This window comes from Isoptericola sp. NPDC019693, from assembly GCF_044389085.1.
Lineage (GTDB): Bacteria > Actinomycetota > Actinomycetes > Actinomycetales > Cellulomonadaceae > Isoptericola.
Genome location: NZ_JBIRXP010000006.1, coordinates 1 through 16,787, shown reverse-complemented (window position 1 = coordinate 16,787; position 16,787 = coordinate 1). Strand labels below are relative to the sequence as shown.

The 16,787-nt window shown below is 71.4% G+C and carries 13 protein-coding genes and 1 pseudogene; 5 read left to right on the top strand and 9 right to left on the bottom strand.

Features of this window, described 5'->3' with window-relative positions; translation table 11 throughout:
• Positions 1-65: 65 nt before the first annotated feature.
• The gene (locus ACH436_RS16925) at positions 66-656 is read left to right on the top strand and encodes a GNAT family N-acetyltransferase (RefSeq protein WP_430561365.1); all 591 of its coding nucleotides are present in this window, start codon (positions 66-68) and stop codon (positions 654-656) included.
• A gap of 79 nt (positions 657-735) precedes the next feature.
• On the opposite strand, the gene ACH436_RS16920 is transcribed toward ACH436_RS16925, so the two are convergent.
• Positions 736-1,449, bottom strand: a complete 714-nt coding sequence (locus ACH436_RS16920) for a GntR family transcriptional regulator (RefSeq protein ID WP_430561364.1) — start codon at positions 1,447-1,449, stop codon at positions 736-738.
• Positions 1,446-2,102 (bottom strand): SGNH/GDSL hydrolase family protein, encoded by a 657-nt coding sequence (locus ACH436_RS16915; protein WP_430561363.1) that lies wholly within the window; start codon positions 2,100-2,102, stop codon positions 1,446-1,448. Before ACH436_RS16915 ends, ACH436_RS16920 begins: the two co-directional genes overlap by 4 nt.
• A 174-nt stretch (positions 2,103-2,276) precedes the next feature.
• Here ACH436_RS16915 and ACH436_RS16910 point away from each other — a divergent pair, with 174 nt between their 5' ends.
• On the top strand, positions 2,277-6,092 hold the full coding sequence (locus ACH436_RS16910; RefSeq protein WP_430561362.1) for an Ig-like domain-containing protein: 3,816 nt from the start codon (positions 2,277-2,279) through the stop codon (positions 6,090-6,092).
• A gap of 86 nt (positions 6,093-6,178) precedes the next feature.
• Here ACH436_RS16910 and ACH436_RS16905 read toward each other — a convergent pair whose 3' ends face one another.
• The 7 genes from ACH436_RS16905 to ACH436_RS16875 all read right to left on the bottom strand — a co-directional run bounded on the left by ACH436_RS16905 (position 6,179) and on the right by ACH436_RS16875 (position 13,993).
• Positions 6,179-7,117, bottom strand: coding sequence for a carbohydrate ABC transporter permease (locus tag ACH436_RS16905; protein ID WP_430561361.1), 939 nt, complete (start codon positions 7,115-7,117; stop codon positions 6,179-6,181).
• Positions 7,111-8,115 (bottom strand): ABC transporter permease, encoded by a 1,005-nt coding sequence (locus ACH436_RS16900; RefSeq protein ID WP_430561360.1) that lies wholly within the window; start codon positions 8,113-8,115, stop codon positions 7,111-7,113. The genes ACH436_RS16905 and ACH436_RS16900 overlap by 7 nt, the downstream gene beginning before the upstream one ends.
• A gap of 3 nt (positions 8,116-8,118) precedes the next feature.
• Entirely contained in the window at positions 8,119-9,783 is a 1,665-nt protein-coding gene (locus ACH436_RS16895) for an extracellular solute-binding protein (protein WP_430561359.1), read from the bottom strand.
• A 145-nt stretch (positions 9,784-9,928) separates the two neighbouring features.
• Entirely contained in the window at positions 9,929-11,137 is a 1,209-nt protein-coding gene (locus tag ACH436_RS16890) for an endo-1,4-beta-xylanase (protein ID WP_430561358.1), read from the bottom strand.
• Complete coding sequence (locus tag ACH436_RS16885; RefSeq protein WP_430561357.1) at positions 11,134-12,288, bottom strand: Gfo/Idh/MocA family protein; 1,155 nt, start codon at positions 12,286-12,288, stop codon at positions 11,134-11,136. The genes ACH436_RS16890 and ACH436_RS16885 overlap by 4 nt, the downstream gene beginning before the upstream one ends.
• A 23-nt stretch (positions 12,289-12,311) precedes the next feature.
• Positions 12,312-13,004, bottom strand: a complete 693-nt coding sequence (locus ACH436_RS16880; RefSeq protein WP_430561356.1) for a ThuA domain-containing protein — start codon at positions 13,002-13,004, stop codon at positions 12,312-12,314.
• 32 nt (positions 13,005-13,036) lie between these two features.
• Positions 13,037-13,993 (bottom strand): glycoside hydrolase family 43 protein, encoded by a 957-nt coding sequence (locus ACH436_RS16875; RefSeq protein ID WP_430561355.1) that lies wholly within the window; start codon positions 13,991-13,993, stop codon positions 13,037-13,039.
• Positions 13,994-14,123: 130 nt separating this feature from the next.
• Between ACH436_RS16875 and ACH436_RS16870 the strand changes: the two genes are divergently transcribed.
• The 3 genes and pseudogenes from ACH436_RS16870 to ACH436_RS16860 form a co-directional block, all read left to right on the top strand.
• Entirely contained in the window at positions 14,124-15,113 is a 990-nt protein-coding gene (locus tag ACH436_RS16870; protein WP_430561354.1) for a LacI family DNA-binding transcriptional regulator, read from the top strand.
• A gap of 145 nt (positions 15,114-15,258) precedes the next feature.
• Positions 15,259-16,578, top strand: a complete 1,320-nt coding sequence (locus ACH436_RS16865; RefSeq protein ID WP_430561353.1) for an enolase C-terminal domain-like protein — start codon at positions 15,259-15,261, stop codon at positions 16,576-16,578.
• Between the two features lie 93 nt (positions 16,579-16,671).
• Positions 16,672-16,787: pseudogene (locus ACH436_RS16860) on the top strand (superoxide dismutase); the annotation flags it as partial.

Below are 16,787 nucleotides of genomic sequence, written 5' to 3'. Positions count from 1 at the left end.
GTCTGCCGGCAGGACGACGACCCATCGCTACGTCGTCGCCGACGATGCCGTGCGAGGATCCCGTCGTGCCGGCGCCGAGCCGGCCGGGACGCACGGGAGGCACGATGTTCTCCAGATCGCTGGGCGACGACGGCGCCGAGCTGCGGCCGCTGGAGCCGTGGCACACGGAGGAGCTGCTGGCGACGATCGACCGCGGCCGGGAGTTCGTCGGGCGGTTCATCGGCCTGCCCGACCGGATCACCGACCTGGAGACCAGCCGGTCGTTCCTCGAGTCGTACGCGCAGAAGGCGGCGACGGACACCGGGCGCCTCTACGGCATCTGGCTGGACGGCACCCTGGTGGGCGGCGTCCTGTTCCGCACGATGGACGTCGCGCAGGGCACGGCCGAGGCGGGCTGCTGGCTCGAGCCGGCGGCCGCGGGGCGCGGCCTGGTGACCCGGGCGGCGCGCCTCATCATCGACTGGGCGGTCCGCGAGCGCGGCATCCACCGCGTCGAGTGGTGGGCGGCGTCGGGCAACGCGCCGAGCATCGCCGTCGCCCGCCGGCTGGGCATGCGGCGCGACGGCGTGCTGCGCGAGCACTTCGAGCACCGCGGCGTGCGGCAGGACATCGAGGTCTGGTCGGTCCTCGCGCCGGAGTGGCTCGCACAGTCATGAGTGTCGCCGAGGTAGTTCGGACCGTGCCGAGGTAGTTCGAGATCTCGCGAGATCTCGAACTACCCCGGCGCGCCTCGAACTATCTCGCGGAGGTGTCGGCGCCCGGCTCGGCGTCGCCGTGGCCGTCGCCGTCGCCGTCGCCGTCGAGCAGCGTGCCCGCCGCGTGCGCCTCGAAGAGGGCGGACGCGGCGTCGGCGTCGCCGGCGTCGAGGACGTCGAGCAGGCTGCGGTGCCAGTCGGCCACCTGGTGCCAGTCGCCGGTGAACTCGGGGTCGCCGAGCAGGTGCATGGACCGGAGGCTGGGCTCGATGATGTCCCACATGCGCGGCAGGTAGGTGTTGCCGCTGGCCTCGATGACGGCGCGATGGAAGCCGAAGTCGAGCTCGCGGAACGCGGGCAGGTCCGCGGCGTCGACCGCGCCGTGCATCTCGTCGATGACCTTCTCCAGGCTGGAGCGCACCTCGGGCGCGAGCTGCCCGCAAGCGAGCCGGCCGGCGAGCGCCTCGACGGCGACGCGCGCCTGCTTGGCCTGCTGCGCCTCCTCGTCGGAGTACTGCGCCACGAAGTTGCCCTGGTGGCGCACGTGCGTCACCAGGCCCTCGTGGGCGAGGCGCTTGAGCGCGTCGCGCACGGGCGCCTGGCTGACCTGGAGGCGGCGGGCGAGCTGCGACTCGACGAGCTGCTCCCCCGGGGCGAGCTGCGACGTCTTGATCATCGACTTCACGAGGTCGTAGATCTGGTCCGACAGGAGCCCGCGCTCCAGGCCGCTGATCGAGCTGAGCGCGTCCGTCATCCGTGCAGCCTCACGTCGTCCCTCGGGTTGTTATCGACAATCGTTAGTGCAGGCCCAGCGTACGCCGCCAGCCAGGCGTCCGCGATCATCCGGGACGCCGGCGGGGTCGGGTGCACGCCGTCGGGAGCGAGCGCGGCGGCGCCGGAGTCCCGGGCCGCTCGGGTCAGCAGGGAGTGCAGCGGCACGAGCGCGGCACCGGTCTCGGCGGCCAGCCGCCCTACGACGTCCCGCTTGCCGTCGAGGTCCTCCAGCCAGCCGCGCTGCTCGTCGCGCACGGGGAGCAGGAACGGCTCGACCAGCACGAGCCGGGGGCTGCCGGGCACCCGCGCGAGCAGCCGGCGGTAGGTGGCCTCGAACGCCTCGGCGCTCGTCGGGTCGCCGGCGTCGAAGCGCCGCCACGTGTCGTTGACCCCCACGTACACGGTGAGGACGTCCGGCGCCGTGGGCGCGACGTCGCGCTCCCACCGCTGCTCCAGGTCGACGGCGCGGTTGCCGCCGATGCCGAGGTTGAGCACGACGGCGTCGGGCAGGTCCGCCGCGACGAGGGAGACGTAGCCGTCGCCGAGCGACGCCTCGTCCGCCCGGTCGCGGCCCGCGTCGGTGATGGAGTCCCCGACGAAGACGAGGCGTTCGGGGGCTGCACTGCTGGTCATGAGCTCTCCTTCGAGTGACGGACGCGTCCGACCGTAGCGGGTCAGGGCCTCCGTCACCTCATTGTCAGCGATTATCGATTAATGTAACCTGCCGATGCTTGACGATCCGGGCGCGCCGCACCCTGCGTCGCCCCCGACAACCCCGTGACCACACGAGAGGTCGGAGCACTCGCAATGAAGCGACCACTGTCAGCACTGCTGCTGACGTCCCTGCTCGTCGCAGGGACGCAGACGGCGGCCCACGCCGAGCCACCCCCGCAGTCCGCCCCGCAGACGAAGGGCGGCACGACGCTCTTCGTCTCCCCCGACGGCCACGACGACGCGAAGGGGACGAAGCAGCGCCCCCTGGCGACGCTCGAGGGCGCCCGCGACGCGATCCGCGACCTGTCGAAGGGGCAGCGCAAGAAGGGCGTCACCGTGTACCTCCGGGAGGGCACGTACGAGCGCTCGGAGTCCTTCCTCCTCGGCGAGGAGGACTCCGGCACCGCGGCCGCACCCATCACCTACCGGTCCTACCCGGGCGAGCGGGCCGTGCTGTCCGGCGGCAAGGAGCTCCCGTACGACGGCTTCTCCCCCGTGACCGACCAGGCCGTGCTGGACCGGATCATCGAGACCTCCGCCCACGACGACGTCCTGCAGATCGACCTGCGCGAGCTCGGCATCGACGACTACGGCCAGCTCAGCCGGCACGGCTACTGGAAGGCCAACGACGTCAGCACGACGCCGCCGATGGAGCTGTACGTGGACGGCGAGGACATGACCCTCGCGCGCTGGCCCAACGCCGGCGCCGCGAAGGACACCGTCCAGATGAACAAGATCGTCGACCCCGGCCCCACGAAGGACGACGCGGACCTGCAGGACCGCGGGGGCGTGTTCAGCTACTCCTACGACCGCCCGCAGTACTGGGGCGACGCGGAGGACGTCTGGCTGGACGGCATCTTCGGCCACAGCTGGGAGTGGTCGTACAACAAGATCGAGAAGATCGACACCGACGCACGCACGATCACGCTGCGCTACGGCGAGATGTCTGGCCTGATGAAGACCTGGTACCCGGACTTCCACTTCGCGCAGAACCTGCTCGAGGAGCTCGACGCGCCGGGCGAGTACTACGTCGACCGTGACTCCGGGATGCTCTACCTCGTCCCGAACGCGTCGTTCCTCGCCGAGCGGGGCGCGCCCGTCGTCACGACGCTCGACGAGCCGATGATCCGCACGGACGGGGCGTCGTACGTGACGTTCGACGACCTGGTGCTCGAGTACGGCCGGGCCACGGGCGCGGTGATCCTCGGCGGCAGCCACGTGACGATCTCGAACAGCGACGTGCAGAACTTCACCGACGGCGGCGTCTACATCAACTCCCCCGGCCGGTACACGTACGACGGCATCCCGGTGAACCGCGGCGGCACCGACCACGCGGTGGTGTCCAGCGACATCCGGCACGTGGGCGGCGTCGGCGTGGTGCTGACCGGCGGCGACAAGACGACGCTGGAGCCCGGCCGCAACCGCGTCGAGGACTCCCACATCCACGACTTCGCCTACTACCACAAGGCGTACAACCCGGGCGTGATGTTCGACGGCGTCGGGAACGTGGCACGCGGGAACGAGATCAACGACGCCCCGCACCCCGGCATCATCGTGCACGGCAACGACCACCTGTTCGAGCAGAACGAGGTCTACGACGTCTGCAAGACGTTCCAGGACCTCGGCGCGATCTACATGAACTCGGGCGAGACGCCGCAGCAGCGCGGGCACGTGTTCCGGCAGAACTACTTCCACGACATCGGCCTGACCAAGCACGGCGTGGAGGGCATCTACGCCGACAACTTCACGTGGGACCTGGAGATCAGCCAGAACGTCTTCGTGAACATGGGCAACGACGCGATCAAGTCCGGCTCGGCCGACTACATCGACGCCACGAACAACGTCTTCGTCGACACCACCGTGCCGTACGACAACTACACGCAGTGGATGGGCGACGGCGAGGGGAACACCGTCGACCGCGTGTACATGCCGAAGTGGGAGAAGGTGTTCGCCGACAACAAGGACTTCGTCGGCACGCCGTACCTGGAGAAGTACCCCGAGCTGGGCCACTTCTTCGAGGACAACCACTACTTCCCGAACAACTCCACGTTCGCGAAGAACGTCGTGTGGAACCCGGAGCGCCAGCGCAACCCCGACGTCAACGCCGAGGGCGCCCTGGACACGAAGAACCTCCTCAACTACGGGACCGGCGACGACGCCAACTGGGTCACCGACGCCGACCCGGGCTTCGTCGACGCCGCGAACGGCGACTACACCTTCCGCGCGGACGCGGCCGTGTTCGACCAGATCCCCGGCTTCGAGGCCATCCCGTTCGGCGAGATCGGCACCGACGGCCACGTCGGCCAGTCGCAGACCCCGGACACCGTGGCCCTGGAGTCGCTGGTGCTGCCGGCGGACCAGCTGGCGGTGTCGCTCGGCGACGAGGTGTCGGTGACCGCGCAGGCGGTGCCGTGGAACGCCACGCAGCAGGCCGTCTCGTACACCTCGAGCGACGCCGACGTCGCGACCGTCAGCGCCGCGGGGGTCCTCACCGCCGTCGCGCCCGGGGAGGTGACCGTCACCGCCGAGGCGAAGTCCGACGCGGGCATCCGCGACGAGATGACCGTGACCGTGGCCGCCGGTGACGGCGTGCTGCACTCGACGGACTTCGAGACGGGCGGCAACGGCTGGGCCACCGACCCGAACCGCGCGATCGTCGACGACGGCACGGGCGACCACGTCTACCGGATCAAGAACGGCGCCAACTCCCAGCTCGACCGCTCCTTCACGGAGTACGCGCTGGACTTCACCGTCACGACGCCCGCCGAGGTGCCCGAGGGCGGCCAGATGCTCGTCTACGACCGCACCGGCGCCGCGCCTGGCGGCTACGTGCGCTACCGCCACGCGGCGGCCGGCTCGACGTGGACGATCTTCGACTCCGCGTGGGGCACCGTGAAGGAGGTGACGCTGCCCGCCGGCGAGGGGCTGGAGCCCTCCACCCAGTACGACGTGCGCGTCGTGGTCACGGCCGGCGGCGTGCGTGTGCTGCTCGACGGCGCGGAGGTCGTGGCGGGGGCCAACCCGGCGCCCGACGGGGCCGGCAAGGTCGGCTTCTACGTGCAGGGCTTCGCGTCGCTCGACTTCGACGACGTGCGGTTCTCGCTCGTGGGCGTGGACCCCGACGGGCTGACCCTGGCGCCGTCCGAGACGACGATCGAGCCGGGCGAGACCCACCCGCTCGCGCCGTCGTTCACCCCGGCGGACGCGACGCGCACCGGCCTGGAGTGGACCTCGAGCGACGATGCGGTCGCCACCGTCGACGCCAGGGGCGTCGTCCGCGGCGTCGCGGCCGGCACCGCCACGATCACGGCGACGTCGACCGTGGTGCCCGGCCTCGCGGCGTCGTCCACCGTGACGGTGCGGGCCGCCGAGCACCCGGTGACCGACCTCGGCGCCGAGATCCTCGACCCCGCCGCCTGGGCCCCGGGCGAGGGGATCACGGTCGCCGACGGCGCGGCGCACCTCGCGCCGCGCGGGGCGTGGAGCTTCGCGCCGCAGCAGTTCGGCGACGAGCTGCTCCGGTTCGACACCTCGGTCGGCGCGTTCAACGGCGGCTGGTTCGGGTTCTCCGTGCGGTCGAAGACCGCCGGGGACCCGGTGTGGACCAACAGCGCCTCGGGCTACCTCGTCGTCATCAAGGAGGACGTCATCGAGATGCAGCGGTGGAGCCCCGCCGTCTTCATGATCGACGTGTTCCCCAACACGGTCATCGAGCCGAACTCGACGCACGAGGTGACGTTCGGCGCCGTCGACGTGGAGGGCGGCACCCGGGTGGTGCTGCGCGTCGACGGCGAGCCGGTGTGGAGCTACCTCGACGACACGGCCGGCAACCCGCTGGCCACCGACGGGTACTTCACCGCCTACCGGCAGGGCCCCGCGGGCGAGATGAGCCTCTCCCGCGCGAGCTGACCATGCCGCCGTCGTGAGCGGGAGCCGTGTCGCCGTCCATCAGGACGGCGGCACGGCTCCCGCTCACGTGCGCTCCTCACCACCGCTCAGCCCTTCACCGAACCGAGCATCACGCCGGACACGAAGTACCGCTGCACGAAGGGGTAGACGCACACGATCGGCACGAGGATGAGGATCATCGTGACCGACTGGATGTTGGCCGAGACGGCCTGCGTCGTGGACCCGACCGCGGCCGCCCCCTCGGACGCCGTCGTCGAGGCGCCGGCGATGAGGTTGCGCATGAACAGGGTCACCGGGAACAGCTCGTTCTTGTCGAGGTACAGGAAGGCCGCGAACCAGTCGTTCCAGTAGGCGACGGCGTAGAACAGCACCATCGTGGCGAGCACCGCCTTGGACAGCGGCACCACGATCCGGCCCAGGATCCCGAACCAGCCCAGCCCGTCGATCTGGGCCGCCTCCTCCAGCTCCTGCGGGAGGTTCTCGAAGAACGACTTCATGACGAGCAGGTTGAACACCGACACGGCGCCGGGCAGCACCACCGCCCACATCGTGTTCTTCAGCCCCAGCGAGGAGATCAGCACGTAGTTCGGCACGAGGCCGCCGTTGAAGAACATCGTGAACACGGCGATCCCGATCAGCACCCCGCGGCCCCGCAGGTGCCGCTTGGAGATGACGAAGGCGAACGTGGTGGTGAGCACCATCGCGATGGTCGTGCCGACGAGCGTGTAGACGACCGTGTTGCGGTAGCTGGTCCAGAACATCGTGTCCTGGGCCATCGCGCGGTAGGTGTCGAGGTTGAACCCCACCGGCCAGAAGCTCACCATGCCGGCTTTGATCGCGCCGGGGTCGCTGAACGACTGCGCCAGGACGGTGACGAACGGGTAGAGCGTCACCAGCGACACGAGCACCAGCGTCACCGTGTTGAGCACGGTGAACGCCCGGTACCCGCGGGTGTCGCGCGCCCCGACGGGCTTCCCTCCCCCGGCCACGCCGCCCGACAGGGCCGTCCCGGTCTGCGTCACCACAAGCTTGCTCCCACCACTCGTCGCGAGATGAAGTTGGCACTCAGCACCATCACCAGGCCGATGCACGCCTGAAAGAGCCCGATGGCAGCCGCGTAGCTGAGGTTGTTGGACACGAGGCCCACCCGGTACAGGTACGTGGAGATGACGTCGGCCGTGGAGTACGTCAGCGGGTTGTACAGCAGCAGGACCTTCTCGAACCCCACGTTGAGGAAGGTGCCGACGTTGAGGATGAGCAGCGTGATCATCGTGGGCCGGATGCCCGGGACCGTCACGTGCCACGTCTGCCGCCACCGGTTGGCCCCGTCGATGCGCGCCGCCTCGTACAGGGAGGCGTCCACGGTGGTGAGGGCGGCGAGGTAGAGGATGGTGCCCCACCCGACGGTCTGCCAGACCTCCGAGCCCACGTAGACGGTGCGGAACCACTCGGCCCGCTGGAGGAACGGGATCCCCTCCCCGCCGAGCCCCTCGATGATCTGGTTGACGGTGCCCTGCAGCGACAGCAGCTGCATGACCATGCCCGCCACGATCACCAGCGAGAGGAAGTGCGGCAGGTAGGAGATCGACTGGATGGTGCGCTTGAAGGCCTTCTTGCGCACCTCGTTGAGCAGCAGCGCCAGCACGATCGGCAGCGGGAAGCAGACCACGAGCGTGAGCCCGCCGAGGATCACCGTGTTGGTGAAGACCTTCCAGAACGTCGGGTCGTGGATGAACATCTCGACGTACCGCAGGCCCACCCACTGCTCGCCGAAGATGCTGCCGCCGGGGCGGAACTGCCGGAACGCGATGACGTTCCCCAGCATCGGCACGTAGCGGAAGACCACGAGGAACACCACGGGAAGGACGGCGAGGGCGTAGAGCTGCCAGTCGCGGCGCAGACTCAGCCGCCACGACCGGCGCGCCGGCCTCGACCGGCCGGCGTCCGCCCGCAGGGGGCGGGGTCCGGGCCCGTCGAGAACCGGCGCCGGGGCCGACAGCTGTCGGTCCGAGGTCGTGCTCATGGGTCAGTTCTTCTCGGCGAAGCGCTGCTGCGCGCCGTTGACGAGGTCGAGGTACCCCTGCAGGTTCTGCCCCTCGAGCTCGCCCACGTAGGCGTCCCACTCGGTGAGCGGACGGTCGCCGAGAATGAACTTCAGCGTGTTCGTGTCGACGGTGTCCTTGAGCGGCGTCGACAGCAGGGACGCCTGCTCGAGCTCGGCATCGTCGAGCGGGGCCGGCGGGAACGGGTCGCGGGGCGTCCTCGACTCCAGGACGCGGTCCATGTACTCCACAAACTGGTCGGAGTTGTACGACTCCTTGAGGGCGCGGGACTCGGTGGACTCGGAGAGGAACGTGGAGAACCCGAGGTCCTTCTGCAGGTCGGTCTTGCCGTCGGGGTTGATGTTGTACGCGTCGAGCGAGTAGTCGGGGTCGATCGTGATCGTGCCGTCGGCGTCCTTGGTGTACGTCTCGCCCTCGATGCCCCAGCGCAGCATCTCGCGGGCGTCCGGGTTGTAGTACAGCCAGTCGAGGAACTGCACCATCGCGACGAAGTGGGGGTCGTCCTTCGCCTCGGCGCTGATCATGAACCCGTGCCAGAAGTTCCGCGGCTCCACGACCTGCCCCGCGGGGCCACCCGGCGGCGCGATCTGCACGAGCTCGAACTCGGCGTCGGGGTCGGCGGCCTTGAGGGCGGTGCGGAACTCCTCGACGGTGCCGGCCGCCCCGGAGGCGGCGAAGACGGCGCCGTTCGCGACCTTCTCGGAGAGGTCGGCGGTGCTGCCGTCGCTCTTCGCCGTGAGGGACTCGGGGTCGAGCAGCCCGTCCTCGACCAGGCCGTGGAAGTACTCGACCATCTCCCTGTAGCCGTCGGACGTGGCGGCGTAGGTGAACTCGCCCGCGCCCTCGTCCCAGAACGTGCCGTTGCCGAAGCCCCAGCCGGCCACGGTGCCGAAGGCGTGCGCTGCGTAGTTGAGCATCGACTGCCCCTCGAAGCCGTCCGCGAGCGGGTAGGAGTCGGGGTGCTCCTCCTTGATCTTCTCCAGCGCGACGCGCAGCTCGTCCCAGGTCTCCGGGACCGGCGCCCCGACCTCGTCGAAGACGTCCTTGCGGATGATCATCGAGAACACCGGCACGGACACCTCCTGCAGGCCCGGCACCATGTAGTACTTGCCGTCGTCCTGGCGCAGGTTGTCGATCATCTCGCCGAGGTCCCACTCCGCCACGTACTTCTGGAAGTTCGGCATGAGGTCGACGTAGTCGCTGACGGGCAGCACCGCGCCGGAAGAGACGAACGGCGCGTCCTCGCCCGTGTAGACGAGCGGGATGATGTCGGGGGCGTCGCCGGCGCTGATGAGCAGGCTGCGCTTCTCCGTGGCGTCGCTGAACGGGATGTTGGTCGGCTGGAGCGTGACGTTCGTGCGCTTCTCGATCTCGTCGAAGAGCTGCCACGAGTCCTTGATCGGGAGCTCCGGCCAGTCCGTCCACAGGATCGAGAAGTCGAGAGGCTCCGTCGCCCTGAACTGCTGGTCGGCGGCGAGGTCGGTCATCGACCCCTCGGTGTTGTCCAGCCCGGCGCCGTCCTCCTCCGTCTCGCCGCCGCACGCGGCGACGAGCAGCAGCGACGACGCCGCGAGGGCCGCCGGGACGGCCCGCCACGGGCTGCGCGACCGCGGTGTCAGATCACCCATCATGTGTCTCCCCTTCGAGAACCCCGGGCCTCGTCGCCCGAGCCGACGCCCCGTCGACTACCCGGTCCGTCGCGTGATTTTAGCGTTAAACTAGAGCCGGGTCCTGAGCCCGTCAACCCCCGTCTCGCACGGGGACTGGCCCGGATCAGCGCGGGAGGCGCAGCTCGACGGCGTGCTCGCCCGCCGCCAGGTCGACCGTCGCCGCCGCGGCGCCGCAGCACGCCTCGTACCTGCCGGCGAAGCCCGCGACCTCCACCCGACCGTGCGCATCCGTACGCGCGGGCGTCGGCCCCGTCCACCACGCGCCGCGCACGAGGGAGCGCAGCGCGTCATAGGCCGGCTTCGGCGTGCCGTCGGCCCGGACGAGCCCGGCCGGCGCGCCGAGCCACGCCCCGGCGTCGCCGAGGCCCCAGTAGGTGATCGACTCGACGGCCGGGTGGGAGACGAGGGTCGTGTAGTGCGCCACCACGTCGTCCGCCTGCCGTGCCTCGCCCTCGGGCGTGGAGGGCCAGGCGGCGACCTGGTGATCGTTGAGGTCCTCGACGTCGGGCGGCATGAGGTCGCCCGACACGAGGGTCGTCTCGGTCCAGTGCAGCGGCAGCCCGAAGCGCGCGAACCGGTCGCTCACCTCGAGCAGCTGCTCGGCGCCACGGAAGCCCTGGTGCATGTGCGACTGAAGACCGATCGCGTCGATCCGCACCCCCGCCTCGAGCACCTCCTCGATCAGCCGCTCGTACTCCGGCCCCAGGTCGAAATCGTTGATCAGCAGGCGTGGCGACGTGCCCTGACTGCGGGCCTCGTCCACCGCCAGCCGCACCATCCCGACCCGGCCGAGGCGGTCGCACAGGCGGCTGATCGCGTTGGGGACGCCGTCCGGCTCGTTGATGAACCGAGGCATGATCACCGCCTCGTTGATGGCGTCCCAGGTGTCGATCAGCCCGGCGAGGTCCCGCACCTCCCGACGGACCCGTCCCCGCAGGAGCCGCTCGGCCTCGTCCAGCGGCAGGCGGTCGACCCACGGCGCCTTGACGGTGTGCCACACCAGGGGGTGCCCCTTGAGGCGCACCCCCCGGTCGGCGAACCAGCGCGCGGCCGCCTCGACGTCGGCGAGGGCCGTCTCGCCACGCCGCGGCTCGTAGCGTCCCCAGTACACGGGCAGGGTGGCCGTGTCGAACAGCCCCAGCCAGAGGTCCTGGTAGCCCGTGTCCGCACCCGCCACCTCGAAGGCCGCGGAACCGAACTCGAAGGCGTGCCGCACCTGGCGAACCGTGACGTCCTCGTGCGCCACGGGACGACCGTCCGCGTCCGTCAGCGTGACGGTCGTGCGGGTGCGGCGGTGCTCGAGACCGGTCACGCGGCGCCCGCCGTCCGTCCGCCGTGCCAGGTCGCTTCGGACCTCAGCGGCACGAGCGGCGGTACCGCGGGCGCGGTGGTCAGCTCGACGCGCCGGCCGGAGTCGGCGGAGTCGAGCAGCCCCGTCATGACCTCCATGACGTGCAGCCCGACGTCGCCGCCGGCCCGCGGTGCGTCCGGCGCCCCGCCCAGCCCGGCCGCCCCGACCATCTCCAGCAGCCCGATGCCGCGGCCCGCGCCCACGAACCCGGCGCTCGGCGGCAGCACCTCCCACTCCCCTCCGCCGAGGGTCCGCAGCTCGACGTCGCCGTCGAACCGGTTGGGGTCCGGCACGACGAGCGAGCCCTCCGTGCCGTGCACCTCGATCGGACGGGCGTGCGAGCCGACGGCGTCGAAGCTCACCGTCACGGTGGACAGCGCGCCGCTCGCGTGGCCGAGCACGCCGGTGACGTGCGTCGCGACCTCGACCGGCACGCGCTCCCCCGCCCGGGGGCCGGAGCCGATCGTGCGCCCGTCGCGCGACCGCGACGCCGCGCCCTGCACCCACGCCACCGGCCCCAGGATCTGCACCAGGCTCGTGAGGTAGTAGGGGCCCATGTCGAGCAGCGGCCCGCCGCCGGGCGCGTAGTAGAAGTCCGGGTTCGGATGCCAGAGCTCGTGCCCCGGCGAGACCCAGGTCGCGACGGCGGCGGTCGGCGTGCCGATCCGGCCGTCGGCGACGGCGGCCCGCGCCGTCTGCACCCCCGTGCCGAGCACCGTGTCCGGGGCGCAGCCCACGCGCGTGCCCGCCGCGGTCGCGGCGGCCATCACCTCGCGCGACGCCGCCAGGTCCACCGCGAGCGGCTTCTCGCCGTAGCGGTCGACGCCGGCCGCGGCGCACGCCTTCGCCACGTGGGCGTGCACGCCGGGGGTGGTGAGGTCGAGGACGACCGACACGTCGGGGTCCGCGAGGAGCGCGTCCAGGTCCGCGGCCACCCGCGCCCCGGGCAGCTCCGCCGCGACCGCCTCCGCCCGCGAGCGGTCCAGGTCCGTCACCGCCACGACCCGCGCGCGCGGGTGTCCCGTCAGCGTGTCCAGGTACTGGCGCGAGATCACGCCCAGCCCGACGATGCCGATCCCGACCTGCCCGTCGCCCACCTGCCCGTCGCCCAACTGCCCCTCCCTCCCCTGCGCGTTCACCGGCTCGCCCACAGCAGGCCCCTCTCGACGATGGTGCGGACGGTCGGGTTCTCCAGCACGTCCACGGAGTGCCCCGGCGTGGCGACGAACACGCGCCCTGCGCCCCACTGCCGCGTCCACACCGCGGGCGACGTCACCGGGCGATGCCACGGGTGCCACTCGGGCGCCGGGTGGGTGGTGGTGGCAAGGACGTCGATGAGGTCGTCGTGCAGCACCCAGTACTGCTCGGTCTCCAGCTCGACGTCGTCCAGCCCCGCGGTGATCGGGTGCTCCCGGCCCAGGTCCGTGAGCTCGATCGTGTGCCGCAGGTAGTTGTCCGACGCGCCCCCCTCGCGCAGGTGCGGCTCCTTGCCCGGGTGGGTGGCGAACTGCCCGCCCACCAGCTGCAGGTAGTCCGAGCTGTTCCGGTAGGAGTCGGCGATCCCGCCGTGCCAGCCCGCCAGCCCCGTGCCGGCCTCGACGGCAGCGCGCAGGCCCTGCAGTGCGGGGCCGCTGATCTGCGACATCGTCACGCACTGCAGCACCAGGTCGGTCGCCGCCATCGTGTCGGCGTCTGCGTAGACCTCGTTGTCCGTCTCCACCCGCACCTCGAACCCCTGCTCGCGCAGGAAGGGCAGGAACAGGTCCGTGGCCGCCTCGGGCTGATGGCCGTCCCATCCGCCGCGCACCACGAGCGCTCGTCGCGTCATACGTCTCCTTCGTCGTGTGTCGTCAAACCTTTTCAGAGTCGAGCAAGCCCTTTCCACTCGCCGCGCTGGAGCGGGAGCACGGCGCCGTGCTTCGTGTGCGCCGGCAGGATCAGCTCGTCGTCCGGCACGGGGTCCCACCGGCCGGACCGCAGGTCGGTCGTGGTCAGCGCGCGGTACCCCTGCGGCGCACGGCCGTACTGGTCCACCCACAGGTACCACCGGCTCCCGTCGTGCGTCGGGAAGACGAGCGGGCCCTCGACCGCCGGGCCGAAGCCCTGGCCGAGGCCGGTCGCGAGCGTACGGAACGCCGGGTTGAAGAACGACGAGCCCACCTGGTGGAAGACCCGCCAGGACCCCTGCGCGGCGTCGGCCTGCTTCGCGAACCGGTGCACCTCGTCGCCCGCGCTCACCGCCGTCATGTCGATCACGCCGCCGGGGAGCTCGAGATACGGCTCGGCGGGGGCGAACGTGCGGAGGTCCCGGGTGGTCGCGGTCATGATCCGTGGCACGCAGGGCCCCTCGTGCGCGGGGTCGTCCGGGGCGTAGAGCGCCGCCGCGAAGTGCAGCACGAAGACGCCGGTGTCGTCGTCGTGGAACACCTCCGGCGCCCAGGCCATGCCCGCGTCCGGCGGCGCCACGGTCACGTGCCGCGGCTCCGACCACGTCAGCAGGTCCGGCGAGTCCCAGACGACGACGTCCCGGCTGCCGTGCCGGGCGAACTCCTCCCAGTCGGGCCCCTGGGGGCGCCAGACCCGCAGGTCGGTGGCGACCAGGTGGAACCCCTGCCCGTCGGGGCGGCGCACCACGTGCGGGTCGCGCACCCCGGTGGTGCCGGCAGCGGTCTCGAGCACGGGTCGCCCGCCGTTCAGGCGGCGCCACCGCAGGGGGTCGTCACCCATGCTGAGGCTCAGGTGGACGCGCTCGCCGTGGCCCGCGGGGTCCTCCACGAAGTGCACGAGGAGATAACCGTACGGATCGTCGGAGCGCATCGGCGAGCCCTTCTCGGTTTATCGTTAATCCGCGCCGACCCTGACACGGTCGCACCCGGTCGTCAAGCGTCGCGCGACGCCGTCCCGCGCGGCCTGGCAGGATCACCCCGGGAGGTGGCGGATGGTCACGATGAGCGACGTCGCGCGGGAGGCGGGCGTGTCGATGATGACCGTCTCGAACGTGCTCACGGGCAACAAGCGCGTGGGCGAGCCCACCCGCGACAGGGTGCTCGCGGCGGTCGAGTCGCTCGGGTACGAGGTGAACCTCACCGCCCGGCACCTGCGCGCCGGCCGCACGGACACGGTCGCCCTCATCGTGCCCAGCTTCCACGACTACTTCGGCGAGGTCGCGGACCGGATCGCACCGCTCGTGGAGGCCGGCGGCCGCCACCTGGTCGTCGAGCGCACCAGCGCGGACGCCCGCAGCGAGATGGAGTCGCTCAGGGTGCCGCGGCTGCGGATGTACGACGGAGTGCTCCTCTCGGTCGCCGGCCTCCACAGCGACGAGCTCGACCGGGTGCCGGCCTCCGCGCCGATCGTGCTCCTCGGCGAGCGGGAAGTGCCCCAGCGCTTCGACCACGTCCGCCTTGCCAACCTGGAAGGCGCGCGCCTGGCGACGGCCCACCTGCTCGAGCGTGGCGCGCGGCGGGTGCTCGCCCTCGGCGGCACCGTCGAGTCGTCGGCCGGCATGGAGTCCGACCGGCGCGCCGGCTGGGCGGAGGCGCACCGTGCCGCCGGTCTCGTCCCGGACGACCGCCTCGTCGTGCCCGTGCCCGACTTCACCCCCGAGGCGGCGCACCACGCGGTCACCGGGCTGCTGGACGAGGGGGTGCCGTTCGACGGCGTGTTCGCCGTCAACGACACCGTGGCGTTCGGCGCGGTCGCCGCGCTCGCGGAGCGCGGCGTGCGAGTCCCCGACGACGTCCAGCTCGTGGGTTTCGACAACCTCGGTGTCTCGCGCTTCGTGCCGCCGGGGATCACGTCGGTCGACCCGGGCTACGACGTCGTGGCCTCCACCGCCGTGCGACTCCTCGAGCAGCGGATGGCCGGCGGGGACGCACCTCCCGAGCACGTCACGGTCCCGGTGCACCTGGTCGAGCGAGGGTCCACCCGCGCCTGACGCCGGTACCCCGTCGAGGCGGCACGGCGAGTCCTCGGATCTCTCCCGCAAGACTACGGGGCCGTTCGTTGCCGTTCTCGGGGCACTCCCGCTAGATTGGCGCCAGTCATCCGATCTTTCGCCCAGCCGTCACGAAGAGGTGCGCATGCCGACCATCACCGACGTCGAGATCACCGACGTCCGCTTCCCCACCTCCCGCACCGCCGACGGCTCTGACGCCATGAACGCGGACGCCGACTACTCGGCCGTCTACGTCGTCCTGCGCACCGACGGCACCGACCCCTCCGGCGCGCCGCTGGCCGGGCACGGGCTGACGTTCACCATCGGGCGCGGCACCGACGTCGTCGCGCTCGCGGCCCGGCACCAGGCCGACCTGCTGGTGGGGCGGGACGTCGACGACGTCGTCGGCGACATGGGAGCCACGTACCGCGAGCTCACCGCCGACAGCCAGCTGCGCTGGCTCGGGCCCGAGAAGGGCGTGGTGCACCTGTCGCTGGCCGCCGTGCTCAACGCGGCCTGGGACCTCGCCGGCCGTCGCGCCGGCAAGCCCGTGTGGCGGCTGCTCGCGGACCTGACGCCCGAGCAGCTCGTCGACGTCGCCGACCTGCGCTACCTGTCGGACGCCCTCACACGCGACGAGGCGCTGGAGATCCTGCGCGCCGCCGAGCCCGGCAAGGCCGAGCGCATCGCGCACCTGGAGCGGCGCGGCTACCCCGCCTACACGACGTCGGCCGGCTGGCTCGGGTACGACGACGCGAAGCTGCGCCGCCTCACCCGCGAGGCCGTGGACGCCGGCTACCGGCACGTGAAGCTCAAGGTCGGGGCGCGGCTCGAGGACGACGTGCGCCGCCTCGGCATCGCGCGCGAGGAGCTGGGGCCCGACCTCACGCTGATGATCGACGCCAACCAGGTGTGGGACGTGCCCGAGGCGATCGAGTGGGTCCGCGCGCTCCAGCGGTTCGACCCGCTGTGGATCGAGGAGCCGACGTCGCCCGACGACATCCTGGGGCACGCCGCCGTGCGCGAGGGCGTGGCGCCCGTGCGCGTCGCCACCGGCGAGCACTGCCACAACCGCGTGATGTTCAAGCAGCTTTTCCAGGCCCGGGCGACCGACTACTGCCAGCTCGACACCGGCCGCCTCGCCAGCCTCAACGAGATCGTCGCGGTGCTGCTGCTCGCCGCGAAGTTCGGCGTCCCCGTCTGCCCGCACGCGGGCGGCGTCGGGCTGTGCGAGATGGTGCAGCACGTGTCGGTGCTCGACTACGTGGCCGTCTCCGGCTCGCTGGACGGCCGGATCACCGAGTTCGTCGACCACCTGCACGAGCACTTCACCGACCCGTGCGTGGCGCGGGACCAGGGCGAGGGCATGGCGTACGTCGTGCCGACCGCGCCGGGCTACTCCACGCAGATGCACCCGGGGTCGGTCGAGCGGTTCCGCTACCCCGACGGCGCCGAGTGGTCGTGACCTCGGCCACGTTCTGCGGGGAACGTTGACCTCGACCAGGGTTGAGGTCCTAGCGTGACCAGCAACGACATCCGCAACGACGAAGGGGACGAGATGCCCGTCTACACGCTGCCCGACCTGCCCTACGACTACAGCGCCCTCGAGCCGCACATCAGCGGCAAGATCATGGAGCTGCACCACGACAAGCACCACGCCGCCTACGTCACCGG